The sequence below is a fragment of the Pseudomonas hydrolytica genome, assembly GCF_021495345.1.
In the GTDB taxonomy this organism is placed as follows: Bacteria; Pseudomonadota; Gammaproteobacteria; order Pseudomonadales; family Pseudomonadaceae; genus Aquipseudomonas; species Aquipseudomonas hydrolytica.
Window position 1 is genome coordinate 3,576,489 of the sequence record NZ_CP099397.1, and the last position, 25,004, is coordinate 3,601,492.

The following is a 25,004-nucleotide window of genomic DNA, read 5'->3' on the forward strand; positions in this document are numbered from 1 at the left end:
GAAACCGGGGAGATTCGATGGGTTTCGCGTTGCTCTACCCATCCTACGGTGCTGCTCTTGCGAGGGAGGTTTGCCGGAGGTTTCCATGGCCGACTCTCTGGCTGTGTTTTTGTGCAGCAAGTAGCCCGAACAACCGTCCAACCTGGACGCAGTTCACCCCTGATCACGCCGGTTCTGCGCCAGTCGCTCGGCCAGGGCGTCGAGTTCGGGTAACTCCTCCTCCGGCATCTGCCGGATCACCGCCTGGGTCAGTTTCATCTGGCGGATGAAACGCCGGCAGTTGCCGCACATGGCCAGGTGGGCGCGTACGGCCAGACGTTGACGCAGCGTCAGTTGGCCGTCGAGATAATCGCTGGAGTGAGCGACCAGTTCCTTGCAGGTCAGCATTGGCCTGTCTCCTCGAAATGTTCCAGGGTGGCGAAGACTTTCAGGCGTGCACGGTGCAGCAGCACACGGGCATTGGAGAGGGAGATGTCGAGAAGATTACAGATCGCCTCCAACTCCAGCCCCTGACGCTCACGCAGCACCAGCACGCTGGCCTGCAACTCGGACAGGCTGGCCAGGGTGTGTTCAAGGCACTGGCGCAGTTCGTCCTCGGTGAGCAGGGCTTCGGGGCTGTCCTGATGCCAGGCATGTGGCGCCAACAGCCAGTGACCGTCATCGGCGAAACGCTCGTCGCCGACCGTCCCATGCGGCGCAGCCAGGTCGTCGAGCAGTACCTCGCGGCGGTTGTGCTTGAGTCGGGTCTTGGCGGTGTTGGCGGTGATGGTCAGCAGCCAGGTCTTGAGGCTGGCGCGGCCTTGAAAACCTGCCAGGTTGCGCACCACGGCGAACCAGGCATCCTGCACCACCTCATCGGCATGGCGGCTGCCGACGATGGCGTAGGCCACCGCCCGCATCGCACCCTGATAGCGAGCCACCAGCTCGCGATAGGCCTTCTGCTCGCCGGCGAGCAGGCGCCCCAAGAGATCGGAATCGGACATGGAACTCCCGTAGGTCAGGCCTGCGCACGAAGCCGAACGCCCCGTGCACGTCAGGCATTCCTACAGAGAGTTCAACGCTTGCGCAAAATTACACTGCCGATGGAATAACCGGCACCGAAGGAGCTTAGAACACCCAGGCTGCCGGCGGGCAGGTCGTCCTGATGCTTGTGCAGGGCGATCACCGAGCCGGCCGAACTGGTGTTGGCGTAGGTGTCGAGAATCACCGGCGCCTCGTGCGGCTCGGCGTCGCGACCGAGCAGTTTGCGGGCGATCAGCAGGTTCATGTTGAGGTTGGCCTGGTGCAGCCAGAAGCGCTTCACATCTGCCACGTTGAGCTGGTTTTCCGCCAGGTGCGCGGCGATCAGCTCGGCGACCATCGGGCAGACGTCCTTGAACACCTTGCGGCCTTCCTGCACGAACAGCTTGTCGCGCGCGCCAATGCCCTCTTCCGCGGCGCGGTTGAGGAAGCCGAAGTTGTTGCGGATGTTGTTGGAGAACTGGGTCAGCAGCTTGGTGCCGACCACGTCGAACTGGTGCTTGGAGCTAGCCAGGTCGGCACGCTCGATGATCACTGCGGTGGCGGCGTCGCCGAAGATGAAGTGGCTGTCGCGGTCGCGGAAGTTGAGGTGGCCGGTGCAGATTTCCGGGTTGACCATGAGGATGGCGCGGGCCTGCCCGGTGGCGATGGCGTTGGCCGCGGCCTGGATGCCGAAGGTGGCCGAGGAGCAGGCCACGTTCATGTCGTAGCCCCAGCCGTCGATGCCCAGTGCGGCCTGCACTTCGATGGCCACCGCCGGATAGGCGCGCTGCAGGTTCGAGCAGGCGACGATCACCCCATCGATGTCGGCGACGGTCTTGCCGGCGCGCTGCAGCGCTTCCTTGGCGGCGCCCACGGCCATTTCACAGAGGATGCCCCACTCGTCGTTGGAACGCTCGGGGATACGCGGCACCATGCGCTGCGGGTCGAGAATGCCGTCCTTGTCGATGACGAAGCGGCTCTTGATGCCCGACGCCTTTTCGATGAAGCCCGTGCTGGATTCGCTCAGCGCCTCGACCTCGCCGCGGGCGATGGCCTCGGCGTTGTCGGCGTTGAACTGCTGCACGTAGGCATTGAAGGACGCCACCAGCTCGTCGTTGGAAATGCTGTTGGCCGGAGTGTAGAGGCCGGTACCACTGATCACGACGTTATGCACGCTCATTCCTCTTCTTGGCCGCTGGCGGCCTCAGGCAGTAGGCCGGCGACAATCGCGCAGGCCGAAAATCGGGGGACTTGGGCCAAGCTCTTACGATGGTTGGCTCCGGGCCACTGAGTGTGCCACAGGGCGCAGCGGTTCGTCCTCAGCCCTTAATAGTGTCTGACTGGACATAACCTGACCACATATAGCCGTTTGGTCTAAAGTGCTATTCTGATCCGCATTCAGGAGCCCGTATGAACCTCTCGCTACTCAGCCGCTACGCGTTCTTCGTCTTCTGTGTGCTGTTCACCCTGGTCAGCCTGCCCTTTCTCCATCATCAATGGCTGTGGCCGTTCGCCTTGCTCACTGGCGCGCTCAGCCTGATCGGTATCGGCGACCTGCTGCAGAAACGTCAGGCGGTCAGGCGCAACTACCCGATCCTGGGCAATATCCGTTACCTGGTCGAAGGCATCCGCCCGGAGATTCGCCAGTATCTGCTCGAAGGCGACGCCGAGCAGCTGCCCTTCTCCCGCGCCCAGCGCTCGCTGGTCTACGCCCGCGCCAAGAACGAGGGCGCCGACAAGCCCTTCGGCACCCTCAGCGACGTGTACCAGAACGGCTTCGAATTCATCAGCCACTCCATGCGTCCGGCGCCGCTGAGCGACCCGTGCAGCTTTCGCGTGGAGATCGGCGGGCCGCAGTGCAGCCAGCCGTACTCGGCATCGCTGTTCAACATTTCGGCGATGAGCTTCGGCTCGCTCAGCGCCAACGCCATCCGCGCCCTGAACCAGGGCGCCAAGCTAGGCGAGTTCTATCACGACACCGGCGAGGGCAGCATCAGCCCCTACCACCGCGAGCACGGCGGCGATCTGGTGTGGGAACTGGGCAGCGGCTATTTCGGCTGCCGCGCCTCGGACGGCCGCTTCGACCCCGAGCGCTTCGCCGGCCAGGCGGCCAGCCCGCAAGTGAAGATGATCGAGATCAAGCTCAGCCAGGGTGCCAAACCGGGCCATGGCGGCATCCTGCCCAGGCACAAGGTCACCGAGGAAATCGCCAGCACCCGTGGCGTGCCCATGGGTGAGGATTGCATCTCGCCCTCGCGCCATAGCGCCTTCTCCACTCCCATCGAGCTGCTGCAGTTCATCGCCCAGCTGCGCGAGCTGTCCGGCGGCAAGCCGGTGGGCTTCAAGTTCTGCCTGGGCCATCCCTGGGAGTTCATGGGCATCGTCAAGGCCATGCTGGAGACCGGCATCCTGCCCGACTTCATCGTCGTCGACGGCAAGGAGGGCGGCACCGGTGCAGCGCCGCTGGAATTCACCGATCACCTCGGCGTGCCGCTGCGCGAAGGTTTGCTGTTCGTGCACAACACCCTGGTCGGCAGCAACCTGCGCGACAAGATCAAGCTCGGCGCCAGCGGCAAGATCGTCAGCGCCTTCGACATCGCCCGCGTGCTGGCCATCGGCGCCGACTGGGCCAACTCGGCACGCGGCTTCATGTTCGCCATCGGCTGCATCCAGAGCCAAAGCTGCCACACCAACAAGTGCCCCACCGGCGTGGCGACACAGGACCCATTGCGCCAGCGCGCTCTGGTGGTCGAGGACAAGGCCCAGCGCGTCTACAACTTCCACCGCAACACACTCAAGGCGCTGGCCGAGATGCTCGCCGCTGCCGGCTTGGACCACCCCTCGCAGATCGATGCCAAGCACCTGGTGCAGCGCCTGTCGGCCACCGAGATCAAGCTGTTCGCCCAGCAGCACGTGTTCCTCGCACCGGGCGAACTGCTCGGCGGCCAGATCGAGGGCGAGTTCTACGAGCGCATGTGGCGCATGGCCCGCGCCGACAGTTTCGAGCCGGCGCCGGCCTGATGCGCATGCGCCTGCTGCCGTTCGCGGTACTGTGCTTGCTCAGCCTGGCGGCCACCGCGCAGGAACAACGCCCGCTGCGCTTCTCGGTAACCGAGGGCTGGGCCATGCCGATGATCCGCATCGAAGATGGCCGCGCCACGTCCGGCATTCTCTACGACCTGCAGACGCGTCTGGCGGAAAAGGTCGGCCGCCGCGCCGAACTGCTGGTGATGCCGCGCCTGCGCGTACAGCGTCTGCTGGCCAGGGGCGAAATCGACGTGCGCTGCTACGTCAACCCGAGCTGGCTCAGCGAACCGCACCATCAGTACACCTGGAGCCAGCCGTTCATGGTGCAGCGCGACCTGATCGTCGGGCGCCACGACGAAGCCGACATCAGCCTGGCGCAGCTGCCCGGCGAGCGCCTGGGTACCGTGCTGGGGTTCAGCTACCCGCACCTGGACGCCCTGTTCGCCAGCGGCCAGGTGCAGCGCGAAGATGCCCGCACGCAGGAGCTGGTACTGGAGAAGCTGGAGGCCGGGCGCTATCGCTACGCGGTCAGCAACGAGCTGACCCTGGCCTGGTTCAACCGCGACCTGCCGGAGGAAAAACGCCTGCGTGCACTGGCCGAGCTCAGCGCCGATGCGCTTTCCTGCCTCGTGCGCGATGCGCCGGACGTGCCCACCCAGGCGCTGCTGCGAGCCCTGGTACAGATGAAGGAGGATGGCGAGCTCGACGCCATTCTCTCCCGTTATCGCTGAAACACGGGACTAGCTCGCCGGGCTCCTGCCCAGGTGCCGCAGCACCTGTTCGAGGCGCTGCATCGGCGACCCCGTCAGGCGCGTGAAAGGCCATCCGCGCCGCTGCAGCTCCTGTTCGTACCACTGGTTCTGCCGACGGCGGAACGTCTCGTCGCGCCGCGTACCGTCCTGCACGAAGGGAAAGTCGTCGGCGCACAGGAACAGATGCTGGTAATGCCGCTCGGCCAGGCGCTCCAGCTCGGGCTCGGCACGGCCGAACAGCTCGCGGCAGTAGAACAGCGTGGTCAGCGGCGTGGTGTCGCATACCAGATAACGCCGGCACTGCCCGGCCAGGCTCTGCTCCCGGTTGACCTGGGTGCGGCCGATGCGCAGCAGATCCTCATAGGCCAGCACACCGCCCTGCTCTTCCCACAGTTCTCGGCCATATTCGGCGGCATGCCGCGTCCCCAGCGTCTCGGCCAACGCCAGGGCGAGGCTGCTCTTGCCAGTGGACTCACCACCAAGCAGAGCGATGCGCTCGACGAAATCGCCGTAGACCTGCGGTGCCAGATACTGGCGCAGGCCGTGGATGTCGGCGCGCAGTCGCGTACCGGACACCGGCACCTGAATGCGCGCGCGGTCGATCTCGACATGCTGCACCGGCCGCCCGAAACAGCGCGCCAAATGCGCAGCGAAACCATCGCCATAGGCCTCGCTGGTAAAGACTGCATCCACCGGCTGGCCCAACTCGGCCAGGCAGAACGCGGCGACGAACTGGCGCTGTACGGCGTCGGGCTCCTGCTCATCAGGTAGGTCCGGTAACTGCAGGCCCTGAGCGCGCCGCTGCTCGACCCATTCAGGCGTGACCACCCAACTGGCCAGTTCGGGAAAACGCAGCCGCAACCAGGCTGCACGTCGCTCGGGTTCGCAGCCCGGCAGCTCCGGCCGCGCCCAGCTGAGCAGAAACAGCTGCTCGCACTGCGCCTGCGCCTGGCGGATCAGCCATTCGTGCCCCAGATGCAGCGGCGCGAACTTGCCCACCACCAGCCCACGGGCGAATCGCTTGCTCATCTCAGGCCGCCTGCGCGTTCAGTTCACGGCGCCAGCGATACAGGCCGTACCAGGCATTGCACCAGAACAGCAGGTAGATGAAGGCGGTCAGGTACAGCTCACGCGAGGCGAACAATGGCACTGCCAGGGTGTTGACCAGTAGCCAGCCGTACCAGGTCTCCAGCTTGCGGCGCATCAGCAGCAATTGCGCCAGCACGCTGAAGGTCAGCACCAGGGAATCGATAAAGGGCGCGTAGGCGTCGGTGAAATGAAGCAGCAAGGCCCCGTAGGCCAGCGCCACCAGCACCGCCAAACCAAGCGCCAGGGCCAGCCCCCGCCAGGCCGTACGGCTGATCGGCATGGGGTCACCGTCGCGTCCACGCAACCAGCTCCACCAGCCCAGCAGACTGGTGGCGATGAAAAAGCCCTGCAAGGTCACGTCCGCATACAGCTGCACGCTGAAAAACAGCCAGCCGAACAGCGCACAACCGACCAGCCCGACCGCCCAGGTATGCACGGAGTTGCGCGCCGCCAGCAGCACCGAAACCAGGTAGAAGAGGTTGGCGAAAATCTCCAGCGACGACGGCATGCACGCATCCTTATGAACATGGAATCCGCCGCGCAGCCTATCACGTGATGTGCGCCACAGCCGTGCACGCATCACCTGACAAGGGCGCGCGATCCATGCTCTGATAGGTGCCCCATTGCACTCCAAAGGACTGGACCGCACCATGCCCCTGCTCGCCCTGCTGGTCATCGCCTGCCAAGTCACCTGTGGCCTCCACGTGGTGCGCAGTGGTCAGGAACGCTACTGGCTATACCTGATCATCGCACTGCCTGGTCTCGGTTGCCTGATCTACTTCCTCGGCATCATGCTGCCCGACCTGCTTGGCAGCCGGCGCGGCCGAAAGGCATTGAACCGACTGCACGACAGCATCGACCCCGAGCGTCATCTGCGCGCCCTGCGCGACGAACTGGAAATCCGCGACACACGCGATACCCGCGTCAACCTGGCCGATGAGCTGCTGCGCATGGGCCAGGCCGAAGAGGCCGCCAAGCACTATCAAATCGCCCTGCGCGGAATTCACAGCGACGCACCCGACATCCTCCTCGGCCTGGCCCGAGCACGCTTCGCCCTGGGCGATTTTGCCGGCTGTCAGGCGAGCCTCGATCAACTGATCGCCCACAACCCCGACTTCCGCTCCAGCGACGGCCACCTGCTGTATGCCCGCGCGCTAGAAGGCCAGGGCAACGAGCTCAAGGCCGAAGAGGAATACCGCGCCCTCGGCAGCTACTGCGCCAGCCCCGAGGCCAATTACCGCTATGCCCTGCTGCTGCGCCGGATGGGACGCCAGCGCGAGGCCGTGGATCTGCTGCAGCAGATCCACACCCACGCCCGCCGCTCCGCCCGGCACTATCGAGTTCTACACAAGGAGTGGCTGGACCTCAGCCAGAAAGCGCTGCTCGAGCTGCAGCGCGGCTGAACCGCCACGCCATTTTTTGCGTGCATGTATCACAAAAAGCAAAGCCGGCCCGCCACTGCGCAAGACTTTGCGCATGGGTCCTTGGTTAGCATCGGCCGTTGACGATCGACCCTGCCGGCATATCGCTGGCTGCAGCATGGATGCACGACGATGAGCGGCTACGTCCCCAACAATCGCAACGAACGCCCCGCACCGACGCCGGCGCCCTACAACGGCGACTTCCACAGACAAGCACCGCGCCCGCTGGAAGGCACCGCCGCCCAGAGCAGCAGTTGCCTGGTCGGGCTGCGCTTCGTCTGGGACAACGGCGAATGCCTTGGCGCCAACCTGCCCTACAGCCTCACCCCGGCCGGCGGCAGCCCCGTGCGCGGCAGCCTGGACGCCCGAAGCAGCCTGATTCAGACCATTCAGGGCAGAGAATACGAGGCGCAACTACTCGCCGATACCGATGTGAACAGCGACATCGCCAGCGCGCGCCGAACTGCAGGCAGCGCTGGATGAAATCCTTGCCGCGGAACGCGCAGAAGCAGCTCGGTTGCAGGCCATTCAGGATCAGCGCAGCGCCCTCTCCAATTACCTGCATCGACAACTGGCCGTAGGCAATGGCTTCTTACTCGGCGCCTGGGGTCTGCTCAGGACCGCCAAGGAATTCTCCGATCTGGTCAATCCCTTCACCACCTTCTCCAATGCCCTGCGCAGCGCCTGGCAGGCGCGCGCCAGCGAGGGAGAAACCTGGCTGGCCGCGTACAATCGCCAGTTCAGCGCCGAGCAACATCGGGAGCTGGTGGAGGCACTGGGCTTCGACCCGAGCAGCATCACCCGTGAGCAACTGGCCGAAACCTACGAACTGGCCTGTTTCACTACGAAGACGGCCCCAGCAAGGCCATGCTCGGCCGCTTCGCCGTCGACTATGCCAAGGCACAGAACGTCGAGGAGGTCGCCGAGTTCAGCGGCGGCGCACTGTTCGAAATCGTGCTTGCCGCCCTGCTGATCGTCTTTACCGGCGGCATCGGCCTGGCCGCGCGTGGTGCGGCATCGGTAAGCTATCTGGACAAGCTTGCACGTCTGGGCAATGCCTTCAGACGCCTGGGCGCGGCGCTGAAACGGGCAAGGATCAGACGAGGTGGCAGGGCGAGAGGTAGCGGGACTGGGGCACGAACGGTTGAGGTGGAAAGGCCGAGGGACGTGCTACCGGGCACGCTTGCCCCTATGGATGGCTCCGACATTAGAGGCTCCCCGAGGAAGGGCAGGAACAAGCCTCCCGAGCCACTACCCGAAGCTGAAGGAAGGCCGCATTCGATCATTGAGAGACCGGGCAGGGACGGCCAATACACGACTCATAACGGTGATGGAACCTGGAAGCAATACCGTGGATCTGGACAGGACCACGGTGGAATACCCCGCCCCAACGTAAAGGAGGCCGGGAAAAACACGACGCCGGACGGGCGCGAAATAATCGACAAGGGCAGAGTGCGCCCTGCTCGCCCAGATGAAATCCCACGAGGTTAGCCATGCATGACCACAAGCCTTTCAGCCTTGCAGACTTTCAACGGGCCAATGGCAATAAGAAGCTCTCCGAAATGGATTACGTGCAAGCTGTTTACGCAACGACCCCCTTGCACTTCGACTTTCTGATCAGCTACGCGCGGCTATTCTCGCCCGAGATAAAGGTGGTCGACGGCAGGGCGTTCATCCTTGAGCTCTTCGACAGTGAACGCCATCAGGAACTCATGGCAGCCACTCAGGATGCTGATCATGCCCAGTACTGGATGAACCTTTTGGAAATAACGGGCCTGTTCGATGAGTTGACGACCGAGCAAGCGACAGAACTGGCCAAGATTATTGCAGCATGCTGGAACAGAACCCTGCTTGCCGGACATGAAAGCTCATGCGGAGAGGCCCGATATATTGCCGATCCGGATAGCGGCGAAGTATTCATCACTATCACGAAGCAATCCCTCTAGAACGCAAATTGGATGATGAGCTCGCTCGGGCTCTCGCTTCAGTGCGCCCACCTATATCCAACCGTTGCGCGCCGCCAAAATTGCTGACCGCATGCTGGCAGCCGAAATGGTTGAAAAACCTCAAAGAGGGCGGAATTCAGATAAACAATAGCAAGCCGCTAAAGCTTAAATTCTCAAAACTGGAAATGCTTAATGAGCACAGCTGAACACCCTGAGCTTAAAGTTCAAGACTGGCTACGCGTGTTCTGCTACGACAGTTATTGCGCGGATGCCATGACCAGCGGGCTGACAAGCAGCAAGGGCACTACTTTGCGTTGGCAGCTAGCCGTAGACACCCTCTATCGCCTCCTCGCCAGCGACCTCCTCTATATCCCTGCGTTGAAAGCTGACGACTCATCAACGCAAAAATCCGCTGCACTCGATTACATAAAATCACTTGCCCGCCATGACCCTTTCAGCTCGGACATCGAGGAAACCTCACATTGGTACCTCTGGGATATCAGTGCCACTGACAGATGCCATAGCCTTATCGAGAAGTATGGAGTTCGTGATCTCCCTCAAGGGGAGCTAAGTCAGGGGCTTGCCGCAGCGCTCCACGGCCTGTTTGCTGAAAACCAGGTTGCCTGGAGTGACCAGCCGCTGATCGCCATAAACACGGGTCAATGATATCTGCGCACGCTCTTCACAGCTGATAGAGCAACACCGGTGCAAATCTAGTAATGAACGATTATTTTCCCGAGCTTGCTAAGCGCAACCTGGTTGACTGGCCGACCCTGGCGATCGGTTTGAATAACGGCTGGATAAACAAGGACGCCGTCTCCGAGCATGCCTTCAGGCTACTGTCTGCCGGTCAGCAGGACAGTGATATTTCCGTTCTGGCCGGCAGCGATGCCCTGAGCGATGATGAAGTAGTCGCCGTGCTGGCAACCCTGTGCAAGAAAGAGGGTATCGATCTTCAGGAAAAACGGTCGCATGTTCTGGAGAAATGGCGGCTAGCCATGCTCTCGGATCTGCAACATGCCTCGCTTGCCGATGAGGACAAGATCGAACGGTTGCAGGAGCTCTATGCAGAGTTCGGCTACCCGGACGATATGGCCTCATGCAGCATCTACGGGCAAAACGATGTCGATCCGATCGATGCGCTACCTCAAGTCGTCGCTGCTCTGGAACAGCGCTTTGCCAGCGACAGCGGCAGGTAGGCTACTCCCACGCCTCCCGCTCCCCCTTCCAGGCATGCAGCTCGCGCTGCTGCGCACCCGGCCACAACCAGCCGCTGCGCGCGCCAACCAGGGTGCTGACCGCATGCTGGCGGCCGAAGCGGTTGTGGCGGGCAAGTGTCAGGGCGATATCGCGTAGCACCGCCAGGGTGTTGCTGTGGGATTGGAACAGCGGCGTCAACAAACGGCTGGCCTGGCGGTAGTACCGCAGGTGATCGCGGCGGGCATCGCCGTAGCGGGTGAAGGTGGCGTTCCAGTCCAGTGTCTGCTGCGTGGCGTCAGCGGCCTCGCCCAGGGCATCGGCCAGCGCGGCGGCATCCACCAGGGCCATGTTGGCACCCTGCCCCAGTTGCGGGCTCATGGCGTGGGCGCAATCGCCGATGGCCAACACACGGCCAGCGTGCCAGCGCTGCATGCGCACATCGGCATAGGCCGCCAGGGTCAGCTGTTGCGGGTCATCGATGCGCTGCAGATAGGCCTCCGCCGCCTCGCCAGCCAGACGGCGCACGCGGGTTTTCCAGGCATCCAGGCCGGCCTGGCGCCAGGCCTCGTGCTCGCTCAAGGGCAGGCTCCAGAACAGACTGGTCAGAGGCAGGTCGCGAGCCTGGTGGGTACTGCCGGTGGGCATCAGCCCGAACATTTCCCGGCAGCCGCGGTACCACTGGCGCAATTCGCCGGTCTCGGTGGATGCCGCGGTCGGCAGCATGCTCCAGAGCGCGCCCCAGGGATAGGGCCGCGACCACTGGCGTACCGGCATCTGCGCGCGCAATGCCGAACGCGTGCCATCGGCCAGGATCAATGCGGCGAAATCCCCCAGGGGTTGGTCCTGACTCAGCAGGCGGATATGACTGCTGGCCTGCTCGAAGCGGCTGACGTTGACGCCGGTTTCCACCTGCACACCGGCACGCTGCGCGGCATTGAGCAGCGCCGTCATCAGCACGCCGCGGTGAATGCCCAGGCCGAAACTGCCCGGCTGCCAGTCGTGATAACGGGTATCGAGGATCACCCGTCCCTGGCAGCTGGTGCCATACAGGCGGCTGACCGGCGCGCCCAGGGCAGTGCATTCGGCGAGCAGCCCCAGCCGTTGCAGCACGGCCAGACCGGAGGGTTGCAGGAGAATGCCGGCGCCCACCGGCTGCAGCCGTTCGACGCGCTCCAGCAGGCGCACCGCATGGCCCTGGCGGGCGAGGAAAATCGCAGCGGCCAGGCCGGCGGTTCCGGCTCCCACTATGGCTATCGGCAATCCGTTCAAAACTGCTCTCCCTGACTCGAGGCGGCAGATACTACCCGCATCGCCTGCGAGACTGCTTGATGCGCCGCGCAAGTCAGCCGTCAGCGCCCATCCGGCAGGATGTCGAAGCCCCCACGATTCTGGCTGACGATACGCAGGTGATGGGTTTCCCCGGCCTTCACCGGCACCGCCACTTCGCGCAGCAGGCGGCCCATGCCGCAGAGGGTGTCGTCCATGCGGTCCGGGGTGATGCCCACCACGCGGGTGCCAGGCGGTACCTGGAAGGTTGCGACCTCACCGACGCCGATACGCGCGGCGACCTTGCGATCCACTTCGATGGCCACGTAGCAGCCGCCGCCCATCATGCCGAAGTCGCGATTGACCACGATCTGCGCGCCGTTGGCCTGGGTTTGCTGAAACGCCAGCAGGCGCTCTTGCGGGACGGGACGAATGTTCTCCGGATCACCTCGAAAGGAGGAGCAACCGGCCAACAGCAACAACGGCAACGCGATGAGGATCGAACGCATGAAGCCCTCCATGGGCGGGTGAATGCCGCCTGAGTATTGGTGCAGCCAGGCGTTCGGGCAAGGTATCGATGACAGCGATCTTCGGTAACACAAGCATCGATTTCTACGGCGAAGCGACGAATGTTTTCATCTCTCTCGACCCCAGCGCCAACCTTCCAGGCGCCCCAGATCGGAGATTATCAAGATGAAATTCGCAGCCCTCAACGCCACCGTTCTCGCCGTATTCGCCCCCCTGGCCTTCGCCAGCGAAAAGGCGCCTGCCCACTCCAAGGTGGAAGTTCAGGAATACCAGTACGGCATGCAGCTGGACATCGACCAGGTCCTGCAGCGCACCGACAACAGCCGCAAGAGCGGCGTGGTGCCCAGCGTCATGGTCTACCGTGACAGCCAGGGCGAAGTGCACGCCGTACGCTTCATGGAATGGGGCGGGCTGAGCAGCCAGAACGGTTGAGCCGCACGCTGAGCAATGCCCCGGCCGCATCATGCGACCGGGGCATTGTCGTTTCAGCCTTGCAGACGCTTGACCAGACGCGCCTGCAGCGCCTCCAGCTCGGCCGGGTCGGCCTTGTTGGCGGCATGAATGCCCAGCTGCTCGCCGGGAAAGCGCGGGATCACGTGCATGTGGATATGGAAGACCGTCTGCCCCGCAGGCGCGCCGTTGAACTGCGCGACCTGTACACCCGCCGGCTGCAGCTCGTCGACCAGGGCGCGCGTGAGCTTCTGCACCACCGCCATGACCTTGGCCAGGCTGGCTTCGTCGATTTCCAGGATGTTGCGCGCCGCGGCGCGCTTGGGGATCACCAGGCTGTGGCCGTGGGACTGCGGAAAAAGATCGAGGAAGGCCAAGACATCGTCGTCCTCGTACAGCTTGTAGCAAGGCGCTTCGCCACGAATGATCTGAGCGAAGATGTTCTGGGGATCGTAGGTACCGTGCAGGCTCATGCCGATGGGCTCCGTGCCGGGTGGAGGAAACCTGCACCATACCGACTCGCTGGCGCGCAGGGAACCGGGCAGGATCGTTCAAGTCGATGACTAATAGCAGCTGGATCGATTTTCCACGCGGCGAACGCTCGTGTTCTGATCGCCCTTTCTCAGGCCCATTCGATATGGAACCCACATGACCGACCTCAGCTCGTTCGACATCACCCGCAAATGGCCCGCCCAGCATCCCGAGCACCTGCAGCTCTACTCGCTGCCCACGCCCAACGGCGTCAAGGTCTCGATCATGCTGGAGGAAATCGGCCTGCCCTACGAGGCGCATCTGGTCAGCTTCGACAGCAACGATCAGTTCAGCCCGGAGTTTCTCTCCCTGAGCCCCAACAACAAGATTCCCGCCATCCTCGACCCCAATGGCCCCGAGGGACAGCCGCTGGCGCTGTTCGAGTCCGGCGCGATTCTGCTCTACCTCGCGGAAAAGACCGGCAAGTTGCTGTCGCAGTCGCCTGCGGTGCGCTACCAGACCATCCAGTGGCTGATGTGGCAGATGGGCGGTGTCGGCCCGATGTTCGGCCAGCTCGGTTTCTTCCACAAGTTCGCCGGCAGCGAGTACGAAGACAAGCGTCCGCGCGACCGTTACGTGGCCGAATCGGCGCGCCTGCTCGGCGTGCTCGACCAGCACCTGCAGGGCCGCGACTGGATCGCCGGCGAGTACAGCATCGCCGACATCGCCGTGTTCCCCTGGATTCGCAACCTGGTGGGCTTCTACGAAGCCGCCGAGCTGGTGCAGTTCGAGCGCTTCGCCAACGTGCGCCGCGTGCTCGACGCCTTCCTCGCCCGCCCGGCGGTACAGCGCGGCCTGACCATTCCGGCACGCGGCTGATCGTGTCACGGGAGTCGGCATGCCGGCTCCCGCAGCGCCCTTCCCGCCGGGTCGAGCTAGGCCTGGCTGGCCCTGGCCACCTGCTGCTCGGCACCGCGCTGATCGGCCTGCCCGCCCAGATACCAGCCGAGCAACCCCCACAGCGCTGCGCTGGCCGCACCCACCAGCGCCACCAGCCAGGCGCCCTGGGCGAGCATGTCCAGCAGGCTCTTGAGCCAGCCACTCATCGCATCGCCGGCGCGGTAGACCACGGTGTCGATGAAGTTCTTCGCCTTGTACTTGCTCTCGGCATCCAGCGGCGCGAAGAGCATCTCCCGCCCCGGCCGCACGAAGGCGTATTCACCGATGCGCCGCACGATCATCAGCGCTGCCAGCATGGCGAAGGTCGGCATCAAGGCCAGGCCGATGAAGCCGACACACACCAGCAGCGGCACGCAGGCCAGCAGCACGCGCACACCCAGGCGTCGCGCAATGCGCCCGGTGATGAACAGCTGGGCGATCAGCGCGCCGGCCTGCACCACGAAGTCGATCACCCCGAACACCCGCACCTGCGCGGCGCGATCCGGAAACAGCTCGGCCACCAGGCGAGCCTGCTCGAAGTAGAGAAAGGTGCTGGCCGTGGCCAGCAGGATGACGAAACCGGCGATACCAAACAGGTAGGGCGAAGACAGCACGCGCATCAGACCGCTGAACGGGTTGCCCGGTACCGGGCGCCGCGGGCTCTCCGCCTGCACCGCGCCTGCCCGTCCCGCGCCACCCTGCTCGCGCCAGCGCATCAACACCTGTTTCAGCGACAGCGCTACGGCCAGCAACACCGCGGCCAGCAGGATCAAGCCACTCTGCCCCAGCGTGCTCACCAGCAAGGCACTCAGCGCCGGGCCGACCAGGCCGCCGACACTGGCACCGGCGGCGATGAAGGCAAACAGGCGCTTGGCCTGCTCGCTGTCAAACACGTCGGCCATCAGGCTCCAGGCCACCGAGACGACGAACAGGTTGTAGACCGAAATCCACACGTAGAAGCTGCGCGCCAGCCACACGCTTTCATCCGCACCGAAGAACAACAGGGCGAACAACGCCAGGTTCAGGGTGAAGAAGCCATACACCCAGTCGATGAAGTGGAGCCGCGGCACCCGCGAACTCAGCCAGGCGAACAGCGGCACCGCGATCAGCATCACCACGAAGGTGGCGGTGAACAGCCACTGCAGGTTCTCCACGCCGGAGACGATGCCCATGGCCTCGCGGATCGGCCGCAGCATGAAGTAGCCCGAGAACAGGCAGAAGAACAGGGCGAAACCGGCCAGCGCCGGCCACAGCTCGTTGCGCTGCGCGTTGATGGCCACGGCCACGCGCTGCGACATGCTTAACGATGACATGGCAAATTCCTCGAAGGGGCGCGCCTGCACGGCGCGCCGAGATGATTCAGCCGTACTTCACGCCCGTTAGGCGCTCGGCCACCGACCACAGGCGCGCCGCATCAGCGGCATCCGCCGCAGCAGCCGGTACCTTGGCCAGCCCCAGGGGGCCGCGCTTTTCCTCTTCGCCGGTCGGCCCGTAGTAACGGCCACCCTCGGCCTCGGCCGCCGTCGCCGCAAACAGTGACGACAGCGCGCCCTGCGCCGCCGAGTGATAGACCTCGCGATCCTTCGCCCACTGGCGGGCGAACTCGCTGTCCAGTCCCGGCCCGCGCTCGACCAGCTCGGTGACGGCCACGCCAGGATGCGCGGCGATGCTGCGCACGCCCCAGTTGTTGGCCAGACTGCGCCGCTGCAGCTCGAAAGCCATCATCAGACAGGCCAGCTTCGACTGGGCGTAAGCCGCATAGGGGTCGTAGCTGCGCTCGGACTGCAGGTCGTCGAAATCGATCCGGCCACGATTGACGGCGATGCTCGCCAGCGTCACCACGCGCGGATCGGATGACTTGCGCAGCGACGACAGGAGCAAACCGGTCAGGGCGAAATGGCCGAGGAAGTTGGTCGCCAGCTGCATCTCGAAACCGTCGCGAGACACGCCGCGCTGCGGCGGCGCCATGATCGCGGCATTGTTGATCAGCACGTCCAGTGCCTCACCCTCGGCATTCAGGCGCTGAGCCAGGCTGCGTACCGAGGCCAGGTCGGCCAGGTCCAGCTGTTCGAAACGCAACTGGGCCTGCGGCACCTGGGCACGAATGCGTTCGATGCTCTCGGCGCCACGCTGCGAGTTGCGCGCGGCGATGATCACCTGCGCGCCAGCGCGGCTGAGCGCCAGAGCATCCTCGAAGCCCATGCCGCTGCTGCCGCCGGTGACCAGCATGCGCTTGCCGGTCAAAGGCGGCATGTCCGTCGCCTGCCAGCCCGTTGCGGTGTCGGCCCAGGCGAACCTCGGTATGCCGCCCAGCACCCCCTGCAAGGCAAGACTGCCGCCCACCATGCCGAACAGCTTCAGTGCATCACGGCGCGTATGGCCCAGCCCCGCTTCGTTTCTCTTGCTCATTGCAGCTTCCTCCTATCCGTTAGCTCGATGCGCCAAACCAGGCAACGGCGCAGGACATAGGGTGCGAGTAGAAACACTGTTCGATAAGCCGGTCACGAGCGAACACGGTATACGGCCAGGCGTACAGTTACCGGGTATTGCCAGCATCGATCAGCTGCGTAGCCCAGGTGCAATCCGGGGCGGTTGGTAGGCATTCCCGGATTTCATCCGGGCTACAGCGCCCAGGATTGGCAAAGCGGGCGCTGCGCCGCATCATCGGACGCTTCGTCATTGCCCAGTCGACGCCCATGCGCCAGCCGAACCTCTCCGACATCGCTCTGTTCGCCGCCGTGGTCGAGGCAGGCGGTTTTCGTGCGGCGGCGCAGCGCCGCGGCACCTCAGCCTCGTCGCTCAGCGACTGCGTACGCCGCCTGGAACAGGAACTGGGCGTGCGCCTGCTCAACCGCACCACCCGCGGCCTGACGCCGACGGAAATCGGTGCGCGTCTGCTGGAGCGCCTGCGCCCGGCGCTGGACGAGATCAACGCCGCGCTGAACGACCTGCAGGAAGACCCGCAGCATCCGGTCGGCTCGCTGCGCCTGCATGTACCGGGCGTGATCGCGCGGCACATCCTGCCGCCGCTGCTGGACGGTTTTCTCGCGCGTTACCCCGGCATCGCGCTGGAGGTGAACATGGACAACACCTTCATCGACGTGATCGGCGCCGGTTACGACGCCGGCATCCGCTACGAGGAAAGCCTGGCCAAGGACATGATCGCCATCCCCATCGGGCCGCGCCGGCAGTGTTTCATGGCGGTTGCCGCGCCCAGCTATCTGCAGCGCCACGGCACGCCGCAGCATCCCGGCGAACTGAGCGAGCACCGCCTGCTCGGCTACCGCTTCGCCAGCGGCAAGCTGGGTGTGTGGGAGTTCGAGCAGGATGGACGCACCTTGCGCATCGCCCCGGAGGGCAGGTTGGTCAGCTCATCGCAGGACCTGCTGATCGCCGCGGCCTGCACAGGCCACGGCATCCTCTACACCTTCGAGGAATACATCGCCGCGCACCTCGCCAGCGGTCAGCTGCAACCCATCCTGCATGACTGGTGGCAGCACTTCGAAGGGCCCTATCTGTACTACCACAGCAGGCGCCATGTGCCGGCGCCGCTGCGCGCCTTCGTCGACTACGTGAAGGCCCTGAATACACCCGACCATTCGTCTCAAAGCCCGAAATAGAGCGGCCGCGAATATCCAGGCAATGCGCTCGGAGATTATAATCGCGCGCTTGCTTTTACCTGCCAGGTCCTCCCGATGAACAACCCTGCCGCCACTGCCGCGACCTCGCTGTCGCCTGGCGCGATTCTCCTCATTCAGCTCGCCCTGGCCCTCGGCGGCTTCGCCATCGGCACCGGCGAGTTCGCCATCATGGGCCTGATGCCCAACGTCGCCGCCGACCTTGGCGTCAGCGAACCGCAGGTCGGCCATGTGATCAGCGCCTACGCCCTGGGCGTGGTGGTCGGCGCACCGACCCTCGCCCTGCTCGGCGCACGCCTGCCCAGGCGCGTCCTGCTTCTGCTGCTGATGGGCTGCTTCGCCCTTGGCAACTTCGCCAGCGCCCTGGCGCCGGGCTACGAGCCGCTGCTGATCTTCCGCTTCATCGCCGGCCTGCCCCACGGCGCCTACTTCGGCATCGCCATGCTGGTGGCCGCGTCCATGGCGCCGCCGCACAAACGCGCCAAGGCGGTGAGCCGGGTGCTGGCCGGCCTGACCGTGGCCATCCTGATCGGCAACCCGCTGGCCACCTGGCTCGGCCAGTTCATGAGCTGGCGCTACGCCTTCGCCCTGGTCGGCATCATCGCCATCACCACCATCGCCATGGTGGCGATCTTCCTGCCGGCCGATCCCAACGAGCAGCGCAGCAGCCCCAAGGGCGAGCTGCGCGCCTTCAACCGTGCGCCGATCTGGCTGGCCCTGGGCATCGGCGCCATCGGTTTCGCCGGCATGTTCTGCGTGTTCAGCTACATGGCGCCCACACTGCTGCACGTCACCCAGGTCGGCCCCGGCTGGATTCCCCTGGCCATGGGCGTGTTCGGTGCCGGCTGCATCGTCGGCAACAGCGCCGGCGGCTGGCTGTTCGATCGCCTGCGCCTGCGTGCCGTGGCCTGGATCCTGGCGTGGAGCACCCTGGTGCTGCTGGTCTTCCCCTTCGCCGCGCACAGCCTCTGGACCATCCTGCCGGCGATCTTCGCCATCGGCACCATGATCGCCCTCGGCCCCGCATTGCAGACCCACCTGATGGACGTCGCCACCGGCGCGCAGACGCTGGCGGCCGCCTCCAACCACGCCGCGTTCAACCTCGCCAATGCCCTCGGTCCCTGGCTCGGCGGCCTGGCCATCAGCGCCGGTATGAGCTGGACCGTCACCGGCTATATCGGCGCCATCACCGCCATCGCTGGCCTGGCGCTGTTCGCCTGGGCCTGGAAGGTGCAGCAGCGCAACGTGCGGAACTGAGGGATGCATGACGGTGCTGCGACAGGTATCTTCTGCCTCCCGAGCCACCGTCATGAACCCATTCGATGATTGCCCAGCTTCTGCGCTTCGCCCTGATCGGCACTGCCCTGCTCGCCCCGCTCCATGCCCAGGCCAGGGTTGAGGTCGAGTTTCACGACGGCCTGCTGGCGGCGAAGATTTCCGAAGAGATAGTGCCCGGCGACTACGAAAAGTTGCTGCAGGGCCTGCGCGCCCATCCCGGCAAGCACAAGCGCAAGATCGTGCTGCTCGACAGCATCGGCGGCAGCGCGCCGGAGGCCATTCGCATGGGCCGCCTGCTGCGGGAAACCGGCTTCGAGGCGCTGGTGCCTTCCGGTGGCATCTGCCAGGGCAGCTGCATCTACCTGCTGGCCGCCGGCACCAAGCGCACCGTCAACGGCCACGTGGCCCTGCGCCGCCCGCCCTTCCCTGCCGGCGACTCGGCCCAGGCGCAGGCCGCCCACGGCCGCGAGCATTTCAGCCCGGCCAAGTACTTTCGCGACATGGGCGTCGATATCTCCCTGGCCGAGGACATCTACAAGGTGGCGCCTGGCCGCCTGCAGCTGCTGACCCGGGACGACCTGGCGCGCTATCGGCTGAAATGACAAGGCATCCTTGCCCGAAGCGAAACAAATGGATATTGTCTCGGCCGGCATAGCAATACGCCATCAAAGAAACGGAATTCGATCATGCGCAGCGATGCATGCGGGCAAGCCCCTCTCCTCGTGCCACTCCTCTTCCGTGACCGGAATCTCGACGCCCAACAACCCATGCCGTCGAGCCTTCCTGCTGTGCCGTTCTCATTCCACAGACTCCGGAGTCATCATGTTGAAGAAACTGGCCTTTGCTGCCTTCGCATCCTCGCTGCTCGTCGGCTGTGCATCGGTCCCCATGGAAGACAAGAACGCTTCTGCCGCAGCCAAGCAGTACCCCACGCCACCGGCCGGTAGCGCCGGACTCTATATCTACCGCACCTCGGGTGCAGGCACTGCGCTGAAGAAGGACATTTGGCTCAACGATAAATGCATCGGCGAATCAGCACCCAACGTGTTCTTCTACGAACAGGTCAAGGGTGATGTCGAACACAAGATTTCTACCGAATCCGAGTTCTCTCCGAACGATCTGCTGGTCAAGACCGAAAGCGGCAAGAATTACTTCGTCAAGCAGTACATCAAAATGGGAGTGTTCGTCGGCGGTGCCAATCTGGAACTGGTCAACGAGCAAGAAGGCAAGCAAGCCGTATCGAAACTGGAGATGGCCAGCAAGGGCAATTGCTCCAAGTAACGCCCACCCCCAACCGAGGCCGGGGCCAGCCCTCTCCGGCAGTGCTCCCTCATAAAAAACGCCGCGCCCCTCGAAAGGAGCGCGGCGTGTTTATTCGCGCGCATGCAGGTTAGAACAAACCCAGCCCCCAGGCCGCGCCGAACAGCACCAGCGAGAAGCCCCACATCCACCACAGCGAGTAGCGGATGTGCCGACCCAGGTCCAGCCCGGCCAGGCCCAGCGCCAGCCATAGCGCCGGCGAGAAGGGGCTGATGAAGGTACCGATGATGTTGCCGATGGTCAGCGCATAGACCACGCTGGCCGGCTCCACGCCCTGGCCACCGACCACTTCCAGCGTCACCGGCAGCAGGCCGAAGTAGTAGGCGTCGGTGCTCAGCATCAGCTCCATCGGCAGGCCGAACAGGCCGAGCACGATATGCATCTGCCCCACCAGCGGCGCGGGCAGCACACCGGCCAGGTCCTTGGCGATGGAGGTGAGCATGCCGGTGCCGGTAAAGATGCCGAGCATCGAGCCCGCCGCCAGGATGATCATGCCCATGCTCAAGGCAGCCGGTGCATGGGCCGAGATGCGCTGCATCTGTGCCTTGCCGCCCGGATAGTTGATCAGCAGCGCCAGGCACAGGCCGATCATGAAGATGTAGCCGGCCGGCAGCACGCCGGAGAACAGCGACACCAGCACCGCGAGGAACAACGCGGCATTGGCCCAGAGCAAACGCGGACGCTCCAGCTCGCGCTCCTCGGCGCTCGGCTCGTGCAGGTCGCTGGTGGTTTCCACCAGCACGCCTTCGTCGCCGGCCTTGCCTGCGGCGATACGGCGCTGCTCGCGCCACCCCAGCAGCGCCGCCAGGGCGATCAGCAGCACCACGCCGACGCCCTGGATGGTGATCAGCGGCCGCCACAGTTCGGTGACTTCGATGCCGGTCACCGCCGAAGCACGGCCCAAGGGCCCGGCCCAGGGCAACATGTTGAAGATGCCGGCACCGAGCGCCAGCAGCAGAAGCATCAGGTAGGGGCTCATGCGCAGCTGCTTGTACAGCGGCAGCAGCGCAGGAATGGTCAGCAGGAAGGTGGTGGCGCCGGCACCGTCGAGATGCGCCAGCATGCCGATGATGGCCGTGGCCACGGTCACGGCGATGACGTTGCCGCGGGTCAGGCGCACCATGCCGCCGATCAGCGGGCGGAACAGTCCGGTGTCCTGCAACACGCCGAAGAAGGTGATGGCGAAGACGAACATGGTGGCGATCGCGGTTACCCGGCCGATGCCATCGGTGAAGAATCCGGAAATCGCCTCCGGGCCGAAACCCGCGGCCAGGGCGCCGAGCAGCGGCACCACGATCAACGGCAGAACAGGCGACATGCGCCCGATGAGCAGCAGCACCACCAGGCTGCAAATGGTCAGCAGGCCGATCAGAGTCAACAAACCGATTTCTCCTCTTTTTTCTTGTAGATCGCACGAAAGGCGCGCGCGGAGGCTAAGCCGCCAACCTTTCAATAACCTTTAAGCGGGGTGCGGCAGCTACAGGAAATGTCAGGGGATATGTCGTTCGATCGGGAGCCTGCCCAGACGTTCAAGGGCATGCAGCATCAGGCTTGCAAACCGCCCGGCGCACGTCGGGCGGAAAAACGCTAAGCGCGGGCGTTCTTCTTCTGCAGGATGACCGACGCCTCGTTGTAGGCCTGCTGGAAGGCGTCGCTGCCCACCCAGGCCACGGCCGCTTCCTCGTCCTCATCGTGGTAGATCGAGCGATAGACGATCAGCAGGCCCATCATGAAATCGGTGGCGGCGTCCTCCGACTCCTCGGAGACCACCAGCTCCAGCACCGGGTACTGCAGGAACACCACGCACAGCGCCAGCAGACTGATGCCTTCCGCGAACTTCATGGTCTGGAACAGATCGTCGAAATCCGCCGGGTCGAAACCGTTCTCGGCGATGTCCTGGAAATCGAAGGTGCTGAGGTCGATGGCCACATCGTCGAAGGGCTCGTCGATCAGCGGGTTGGCCAGAACCGGATGCACGGCATGGGCCTTGGGTTTGCCCATGCGGTTCTGCCTGGCCTTGGTCTTGGCCCGTTGAGCGCGCTTTTTCTGTTTATCCAGTGAGGCCATGGAGGCGAATCCCTTGTCTGCTGCAGCCATCGGGTGGCGTGGAAAATCGAGCCACCATTGTATGCGGCCCGCTGGGTAAAGGGGCGAAGCCGCCGGTTCGCCGGAGCGCTTTCGCTCAAAGCGCTCTGAGTTCGACGGCGCTGGCACGCCGTCAATCTCGTGAAAGCCCGGGTCAGCGCGCCGGCTGCATGCCGTGCCTGGGCAAGGCGATGGAGATCAGCGCGGCGGCGAGCACGAAGGCGCTGGAGACCCACAAGCAGGCCGCCAGCCCATAGGCCTGGAACACCCAGCCCGAGAGCAGCGTGCCGATCAGCCGCCCCAGCGCGTTGGACATGTAGTAGAAGCCTACGTCCAGCGATACGCCGTCTTCCTTGGCGTAGCTGACGATCAGGTAGCTGTGCAGCGAGGAATTCACCGCGAACAGCACGCCGAACAGCAGCAGGCCGCCTAGCAATACCACCTGCGCCGACCAGCCGGCGCCCAGCCCCAGGGCGATCAGCGCCGGCAGCCCCGCCAGCGATGCCGCCCAGAGGAACGCGGCGCGGCCGTCCGGCACATGTCCGCTTCGCTTGCCGGTGATACGCGGGGCAACCGATTGCACGATGCCGTAACCGATCACCCAGCTGGCGAGAAAGCCGCCGACCAGCCAGAAGTCCCAGCCGAATACGGAGCTCAGGTACACCGGCAGCGCCACCACGAACCAGACGTCGCGCGCACCGAAGAGAAACAGCCGGGCAGCCGAGAGGATGTTGATCGCCCGGCTTTTGGAGAGCATGTCGCGAAACTTCGGCTTGGCCTTGGCTTTGCCCAGATCCTTCTTCAGCAGCACCAGGCTGGCCAGCCAGATCAGCGCCAGCGCGGCGGCCATGGCCAGCACCGCACCGGTAAAGCCAAGCACGGCGAGCAGCGCGCCACCGAGGAAGAAGCCCACGCCCTTGAGCGCATTCTTCGAGCCGGTGAGGATGGCCACCCACTTGTACAGCGTGCCCTGCTGAGTGTCCGGCACCAGGAGCTTGATCGAGCTCTTGGCGCTCATCTTGTTCAGATCCTTGGCGATACCGGACAGCGCCTGCGCCCCCATGACCCAGGGCACCGTCAACCAGGCGGCCGGCACGGTGAGCATCAGCAGCGCCAGCACCTGCATGCCCAGGCCGATGTTCATGGTGCGATTGAGCCCCAGCCGCGCGCCCAGGTAACCGCCCACCAGGTTGGTGACCACGCCGAATATCTCGTAGAACAGAAACAGCGCGGCAATCTGCAGCGGCGTGTAGCCGAGGCTGTGAAAGTGCAGCACCACCAGCATGCGCAGGGCGCCGTCGGTAAGAGTAAAGGCCCAGTAGTTGCCGGTTACCAAGAGGTACTGACGGATCTCCGGAGAGAGTCGTGCGAGGGCGTGCATGGCGTAATTTCCTGATCGGGCGTTATAGCGGCCGGAGGGCTGGCCTCAAGCGTAGGGTGCGCCGCGCGCACCATGGCGCTTCCTAACGAGCATGCGGGCAAGCCGATGATTCATCCCAGGCAGCAGGAAGGACGCCTCACAAGCCTGTCCTTCCCATGCGCTGCGCTGGCTGGTGCGCACGGCGTACCCTACGAATCAGCCGGCCTGGCCGACCAGGCGCGCCAGCTCCACCGCGCGGTTGGCATAGCCCCACTCGTTGTCGTACCAGGCGTAGATCTTCACCTGGGTGCCGGCCACCACCAGGGTCGACAGGGCATCGACGATGGACGAGCGCGGATCGGTGCGGTAGTCGATGGACACCAGCGGGCGCTCTTCATAACCCAGGATGCCGTGCAGCGGCCCTTCGGCGGCCGCCCTGAGCAGCGCGTTGACCTCCTCGGCGGTGGTGGCACGCTCGACCTCGAACACGCAGTCGGTCAGCGAGGCGTTGGCCAGCGGCACGCGCACGGCATGGCCGTTGAGCTTGCCGCGCAGCTCCGGGAAGATCTCGGCAATAGCCGTGGCAGAACCGGTGGTGGTGGGAATCAGGCTCATACCCGAGGCGCGGGCGCGGCGCAGATCCTTGTGCGGCGTATCGAGGATGCTCTGGGTGTTGGTCAGGTCGTGGATGGTGGTGATCGAGCCGTGACGAATGCCCAACGCCTCGTGGATCACCTTGACCACCGGTGCCAGGCAGTTGGTGGTGCAGGACGCGGCGGTGACGATGCGGTGCTGCGCCGGGTCGAACAGGTGCTGGTTGACGCCCATCACCACGTTCAGCGCGCCCTGCTCCTTGACCGGCGCGCAGACCACCACGCGCCCCACGCCCTGCTGCAGATAGTCCTGCAGCACGGCGACCGTCTTCATCTTGCCGCTGGCCTCGAGCACCAGGTCGCAGCCGCTCCAGTCGGTGTCGGCGATGGCCTTGTTGGCGGTCACCTTGATGCGCTTGCCATCGATCACCAGGCAATCGCCCTCGCTGCCCGCCTCATGCTGCCAGCGGCCGTGCACCGAGTCGAAATTGAGCAGGTGCGCATGGGTGGCGGCGTCGCCAGCCGGGTCGTTGATCTGCACGAACTCCAGCTCGGGCCAGTTCCAGGCGGCGCGCAGGGCCAGACGGCCGATGCGGCCAAAACCGTTGATGCCTACTTTGATGCTCATGTCGATGCCTC

Annotated in this window: 28 protein-coding genes; 14 read left to right on the plus strand and 14 right to left on the minus strand. The window is 64.6% G+C overall.

Annotated elements, in window-relative coordinates; translation table 11 throughout:
- Positions 1-153: 153 nt before the first annotated feature.
- From L1F06_RS16660 to L1F06_RS16670, 3 genes are all read right to left on the minus strand, one after another.
- Positions 154-387 (minus strand): anti-sigma factor family protein, encoded by a 234-nt coding sequence (locus L1F06_RS16660; protein ID WP_129481472.1) that lies wholly within the window; start codon positions 385-387, stop codon positions 154-156.
- Positions 381-983: an RNA polymerase sigma factor gene (locus L1F06_RS16665; protein WP_129481473.1), complete on the minus strand. Its 603-nt coding sequence runs from the start codon at positions 981-983 to the stop codon at positions 381-383. The genes L1F06_RS16660 and L1F06_RS16665 overlap by 7 nt, the downstream gene beginning before the upstream one ends.
- A gap of 71 nt (positions 984-1,054) precedes the next feature.
- Positions 1,055-2,176 (minus strand): beta-ketoacyl-ACP synthase III, encoded by a 1,122-nt coding sequence (locus tag L1F06_RS16670; RefSeq protein ID WP_129481474.1) that lies wholly within the window; start codon positions 2,174-2,176, stop codon positions 1,055-1,057.
- Between the two features lie 236 nt (positions 2,177-2,412).
- Between L1F06_RS16670 and L1F06_RS16675 the strand changes: the two genes are divergently transcribed.
- Both L1F06_RS16675 and L1F06_RS16680 read left to right on the plus strand, forming a co-directional pair.
- Positions 2,413-4,023 (plus strand): FMN-binding glutamate synthase family protein, encoded by a 1,611-nt coding sequence (locus tag L1F06_RS16675; RefSeq protein ID WP_129481475.1) that lies wholly within the window; start codon positions 2,413-2,415, stop codon positions 4,021-4,023.
- Positions 4,023-4,760, plus strand: a complete 738-nt coding sequence (locus tag L1F06_RS16680) for a substrate-binding periplasmic protein (RefSeq protein WP_012018099.1) — start codon at positions 4,023-4,025, stop codon at positions 4,758-4,760. The genes L1F06_RS16675 and L1F06_RS16680 overlap by 1 nt, the downstream gene beginning before the upstream one ends.
- A 9-nt stretch (positions 4,761-4,769) precedes the next feature.
- Here the strand turns inward: L1F06_RS16680 and L1F06_RS16685 are convergent, their stop codons facing one another.
- Both L1F06_RS16685 and pnuC read right to left on the minus strand, forming a co-directional pair.
- A complete protein-coding gene (locus tag L1F06_RS16685) occupies positions 4,770-5,810 on the minus strand; it encodes an AAA family ATPase (RefSeq protein ID WP_129481477.1) in 1,041 nt (346 codons plus the stop codon).
- A 1-nt stretch (position 5,811) separates the two neighbouring features.
- On the minus strand, positions 5,812-6,378 hold the full coding sequence (gene pnuC, locus L1F06_RS16690) for a nicotinamide riboside transporter PnuC (protein ID WP_129481478.1): 567 nt from the start codon (positions 6,376-6,378) through the stop codon (positions 5,812-5,814).
- Between the two features lie 142 nt (positions 6,379-6,520).
- On the opposite strand from pnuC, the gene L1F06_RS16695 reads away from it, so the two are divergent.
- The 6 genes from L1F06_RS16695 (at position 6,521) to L1F06_RS16725 (ending at position 10,436) form a co-directional block, all read left to right on the plus strand.
- Complete coding sequence (locus L1F06_RS16695; RefSeq protein ID WP_003245337.1) at positions 6,521-7,273, plus strand: tetratricopeptide repeat protein; 753 nt, start codon at positions 6,521-6,523, stop codon at positions 7,271-7,273.
- A 150-nt stretch (positions 7,274-7,423) separates the two neighbouring features.
- A complete protein-coding gene (locus L1F06_RS16700; protein ID WP_252576675.1) occupies positions 7,424-7,774 on the plus strand; it encodes a hypothetical protein in 351 nt (116 codons plus the stop codon).
- A 34-nt stretch (positions 7,775-7,808) separates the two neighbouring features.
- Positions 7,809-8,264: a hypothetical protein gene (locus tag L1F06_RS16705; RefSeq protein WP_252576677.1), complete on the plus strand. Its 456-nt coding sequence runs from the start codon at positions 7,809-7,811 to the stop codon at positions 8,262-8,264.
- A gap of 520 nt (positions 8,265-8,784) precedes the next feature.
- A complete protein-coding gene (locus L1F06_RS16715; RefSeq protein ID WP_003245341.1) occupies positions 8,785-9,237 on the plus strand; it encodes a hypothetical protein in 453 nt (150 codons plus the stop codon).
- Positions 9,238-9,429: 192 nt separating this feature from the next.
- On the plus strand, positions 9,430-9,903 hold the full coding sequence (locus tag L1F06_RS16720; protein ID WP_129481479.1) for a hypothetical protein: 474 nt from the start codon (positions 9,430-9,432) through the stop codon (positions 9,901-9,903).
- Positions 9,904-9,956: 53 nt separating this feature from the next.
- Positions 9,957-10,436, plus strand: coding sequence for a DUF2247 family protein (locus L1F06_RS16725; protein ID WP_129481480.1), 480 nt, complete (start codon positions 9,957-9,959; stop codon positions 10,434-10,436).
- A 1-nt stretch (position 10,437) separates the two neighbouring features.
- Here the strand turns inward: L1F06_RS16725 and L1F06_RS16730 are convergent, their stop codons facing one another.
- Positions 10,438-11,682: an FAD-dependent oxidoreductase gene (locus L1F06_RS16730; protein WP_252576678.1), complete on the minus strand. Its 1,245-nt coding sequence runs from the start codon at positions 11,680-11,682 to the stop codon at positions 10,438-10,440.
- A 104-nt stretch (positions 11,683-11,786) separates the two neighbouring features.
- A complete protein-coding gene (locus L1F06_RS16735; RefSeq protein ID WP_003245349.1) occupies positions 11,787-12,212 on the minus strand; it encodes a hypothetical protein in 426 nt (141 codons plus the stop codon).
- A 184-nt stretch (positions 12,213-12,396) separates the two neighbouring features.
- Between L1F06_RS16735 and L1F06_RS16740 the strand changes: the two genes are divergently transcribed.
- Complete coding sequence (locus L1F06_RS16740; RefSeq protein ID WP_003245351.1) at positions 12,397-12,663, plus strand: DUF2790 domain-containing protein; 267 nt, start codon at positions 12,397-12,399, stop codon at positions 12,661-12,663.
- A 53-nt stretch (positions 12,664-12,716) separates the two neighbouring features.
- Here L1F06_RS16740 and L1F06_RS16745 read toward each other — a convergent pair whose 3' ends face one another.
- Entirely contained in the window at positions 12,717-13,154 is a 438-nt protein-coding gene (locus L1F06_RS16745; RefSeq protein ID WP_003245352.1) for an HIT family protein, read from the minus strand.
- A gap of 175 nt (positions 13,155-13,329) precedes the next feature.
- On the opposite strand from L1F06_RS16745, the gene L1F06_RS16750 reads away from it, so the two are divergent.
- Positions 13,330-14,031 (plus strand): glutathione S-transferase N-terminal domain-containing protein, encoded by a 702-nt coding sequence (locus tag L1F06_RS16750; protein ID WP_012018088.1) that lies wholly within the window; start codon positions 13,330-13,332, stop codon positions 14,029-14,031.
- Positions 14,032-14,087: 56 nt separating this feature from the next.
- Here L1F06_RS16750 and L1F06_RS16755 read toward each other — a convergent pair whose 3' ends face one another.
- Positions 14,088-15,404 (minus strand): NTP/NDP exchange transporter, encoded by a 1,317-nt coding sequence (locus L1F06_RS16755; protein ID WP_129481482.1) that lies wholly within the window; start codon positions 15,402-15,404, stop codon positions 14,088-14,090.
- 46 nt (positions 15,405-15,450) lie between these two features.
- Positions 15,451-16,500, minus strand: coding sequence for an SDR family oxidoreductase (locus L1F06_RS16760; RefSeq protein ID WP_129481483.1), 1,050 nt, complete (start codon positions 16,498-16,500; stop codon positions 15,451-15,453).
- Positions 16,501-16,787: 287 nt separating this feature from the next.
- Between L1F06_RS16760 and L1F06_RS16765 the strand changes: the two genes are divergently transcribed.
- From L1F06_RS16765 to L1F06_RS16780, 4 genes are all read left to right on the plus strand, one after another.
- The gene (locus L1F06_RS16765; RefSeq protein WP_129481817.1) at positions 16,788-17,711 is read left to right on the plus strand and encodes a LysR family transcriptional regulator; all 924 of its coding nucleotides are present in this window, start codon (positions 16,788-16,790) and stop codon (positions 17,709-17,711) included.
- Positions 17,712-17,786: 75 nt separating this feature from the next.
- Complete coding sequence (locus L1F06_RS16770; RefSeq protein WP_096826069.1) at positions 17,787-18,986, plus strand: MFS transporter; 1,200 nt, start codon at positions 17,787-17,789, stop codon at positions 18,984-18,986.
- 65 nt (positions 18,987-19,051) lie between these two features.
- On the plus strand, positions 19,052-19,609 hold the full coding sequence (locus tag L1F06_RS16775; RefSeq protein ID WP_129481484.1) for a COG3904 family protein: 558 nt from the start codon (positions 19,052-19,054) through the stop codon (positions 19,607-19,609).
- A 220-nt stretch (positions 19,610-19,829) separates the two neighbouring features.
- Positions 19,830-20,288: a DUF2846 domain-containing protein gene (locus L1F06_RS16780; RefSeq protein ID WP_129481485.1), complete on the plus strand. Its 459-nt coding sequence runs from the start codon at positions 19,830-19,832 to the stop codon at positions 20,286-20,288.
- Between the two features lie 109 nt (positions 20,289-20,397).
- Here the strand turns inward: L1F06_RS16780 and L1F06_RS16785 are convergent, their stop codons facing one another.
- The 4 genes from L1F06_RS16785 to L1F06_RS16800 form a co-directional block, all read right to left on the minus strand.
- Entirely contained in the window at positions 20,398-21,708 is a 1,311-nt protein-coding gene (locus L1F06_RS16785; protein ID WP_003245367.1) for a CitMHS family transporter, read from the minus strand.
- A gap of 206 nt (positions 21,709-21,914) precedes the next feature.
- Positions 21,915-22,394, minus strand: coding sequence for a hypothetical protein (locus L1F06_RS16790; protein ID WP_129481486.1), 480 nt, complete (start codon positions 22,392-22,394; stop codon positions 21,915-21,917).
- A 172-nt stretch (positions 22,395-22,566) separates the two neighbouring features.
- Complete coding sequence (gene arsJ / locus L1F06_RS16795) at positions 22,567-23,793, minus strand: organoarsenical effux MFS transporter ArsJ (RefSeq protein ID WP_129481487.1); 1,227 nt, start codon at positions 23,791-23,793, stop codon at positions 22,567-22,569.
- 195 nt (positions 23,794-23,988) lie between these two features.
- Complete coding sequence (locus L1F06_RS16800) at positions 23,989-24,993, minus strand: ArsJ-associated glyceraldehyde-3-phosphate dehydrogenase (RefSeq protein WP_129481488.1); 1,005 nt, start codon at positions 24,991-24,993, stop codon at positions 23,989-23,991.
- Between the last annotated feature and the right edge of the window lie 11 nt (positions 24,994-25,004).

Coding starts and splice junctions, on each gene's coding strand:
- L1F06_RS16800 (WP_129481488.1), bottom strand. CDS start 24,993: ATGAGCATCAAAGTAGGCATCAACGGTTTTGGCCGCATCGGCCGTCTG.
- L1F06_RS16715 (WP_003245341.1), top strand. CDS start 8,785: ATGCATGACCACAAGCCTTTCAGCCTTGCAGACTTTCAACGGGCCAAT.
- L1F06_RS16760 (WP_129481483.1), bottom strand. CDS start 16,500: ATGAGCAAGAGAAACGAAGCGGGGCTGGGCCATACGCGCCGTGATGCA.
- L1F06_RS16750 (WP_012018088.1), top strand. CDS start 13,330: ATGACCGACCTCAGCTCGTTCGACATCACCCGCAAATGGCCCGCCCAG.
- L1F06_RS16685 (WP_129481477.1), bottom strand. CDS start 5,810: ATGAGCAAGCGATTCGCCCGTGGGCTGGTGGTGGGCAAGTTCGCGCCG.
- L1F06_RS16740 (WP_003245351.1), top strand. CDS start 12,397: ATGAAATTCGCAGCCCTCAACGCCACCGTTCTCGCCGTATTCGCCCCC.
- L1F06_RS16680 (WP_012018099.1), top strand. CDS start 4,023: ATGCGCATGCGCCTGCTGCCGTTCGCGGTACTGTGCTTGCTCAGCCTG.
- L1F06_RS16695 (WP_003245337.1), top strand. CDS start 6,521: ATGCCCCTGCTCGCCCTGCTGGTCATCGCCTGCCAAGTCACCTGTGGC.
- L1F06_RS16765 (WP_129481817.1), top strand. CDS start 16,788: ATGCGCCAGCCGAACCTCTCCGACATCGCTCTGTTCGCCGCCGTGGTC.
- L1F06_RS16660 (WP_129481472.1), bottom strand. CDS start 387: ATGCTGACCTGCAAGGAACTGGTCGCTCACTCCAGCGATTATCTCGAC.
- L1F06_RS16725 (WP_129481480.1), top strand. CDS start 9,957: ATGAACGATTATTTTCCCGAGCTTGCTAAGCGCAACCTGGTTGACTGG.
- L1F06_RS16700 (WP_252576675.1), top strand. CDS start 7,424: ATGAGCGGCTACGTCCCCAACAATCGCAACGAACGCCCCGCACCGACG.
- L1F06_RS16665 (WP_129481473.1), bottom strand. CDS start 983: ATGTCCGATTCCGATCTCTTGGGGCGCCTGCTCGCCGGCGAGCAGAAG.
- L1F06_RS16675 (WP_129481475.1), top strand. CDS start 2,413: ATGAACCTCTCGCTACTCAGCCGCTACGCGTTCTTCGTCTTCTGTGTG.
- L1F06_RS16735 (WP_003245349.1), bottom strand. CDS start 12,212: ATGCGTTCGATCCTCATCGCGTTGCCGTTGTTGCTGTTGGCCGGTTGC.
- L1F06_RS16780 (WP_129481485.1), top strand. CDS start 19,830: ATGTTGAAGAAACTGGCCTTTGCTGCCTTCGCATCCTCGCTGCTCGTC.
- L1F06_RS16790 (WP_129481486.1), bottom strand. CDS start 22,394: ATGGCCTCACTGGATAAACAGAAAAAGCGCGCTCAACGGGCCAAGACC.
- L1F06_RS16745 (WP_003245352.1), bottom strand. CDS start 13,154: ATGAGCCTGCACGGTACCTACGATCCCCAGAACATCTTCGCTCAGATC.
- arsJ (WP_129481487.1), bottom strand. CDS start 23,793: ATGCACGCCCTCGCACGACTCTCTCCGGAGATCCGTCAGTACCTCTTG.
- pnuC (WP_129481478.1), bottom strand. CDS start 6,378: ATGCCGTCGTCGCTGGAGATTTTCGCCAACCTCTTCTACCTGGTTTCG.
- L1F06_RS16775 (WP_129481484.1), top strand. CDS start 19,052: ATGATTGCCCAGCTTCTGCGCTTCGCCCTGATCGGCACTGCCCTGCTC.
- L1F06_RS16770 (WP_096826069.1), top strand. CDS start 17,787: ATGAACAACCCTGCCGCCACTGCCGCGACCTCGCTGTCGCCTGGCGCG.
- L1F06_RS16720 (WP_129481479.1), top strand. CDS start 9,430: ATGAGCACAGCTGAACACCCTGAGCTTAAAGTTCAAGACTGGCTACGC.
- L1F06_RS16755 (WP_129481482.1), bottom strand. CDS start 15,404: ATGTCATCGTTAAGCATGTCGCAGCGCGTGGCCGTGGCCATCAACGCG.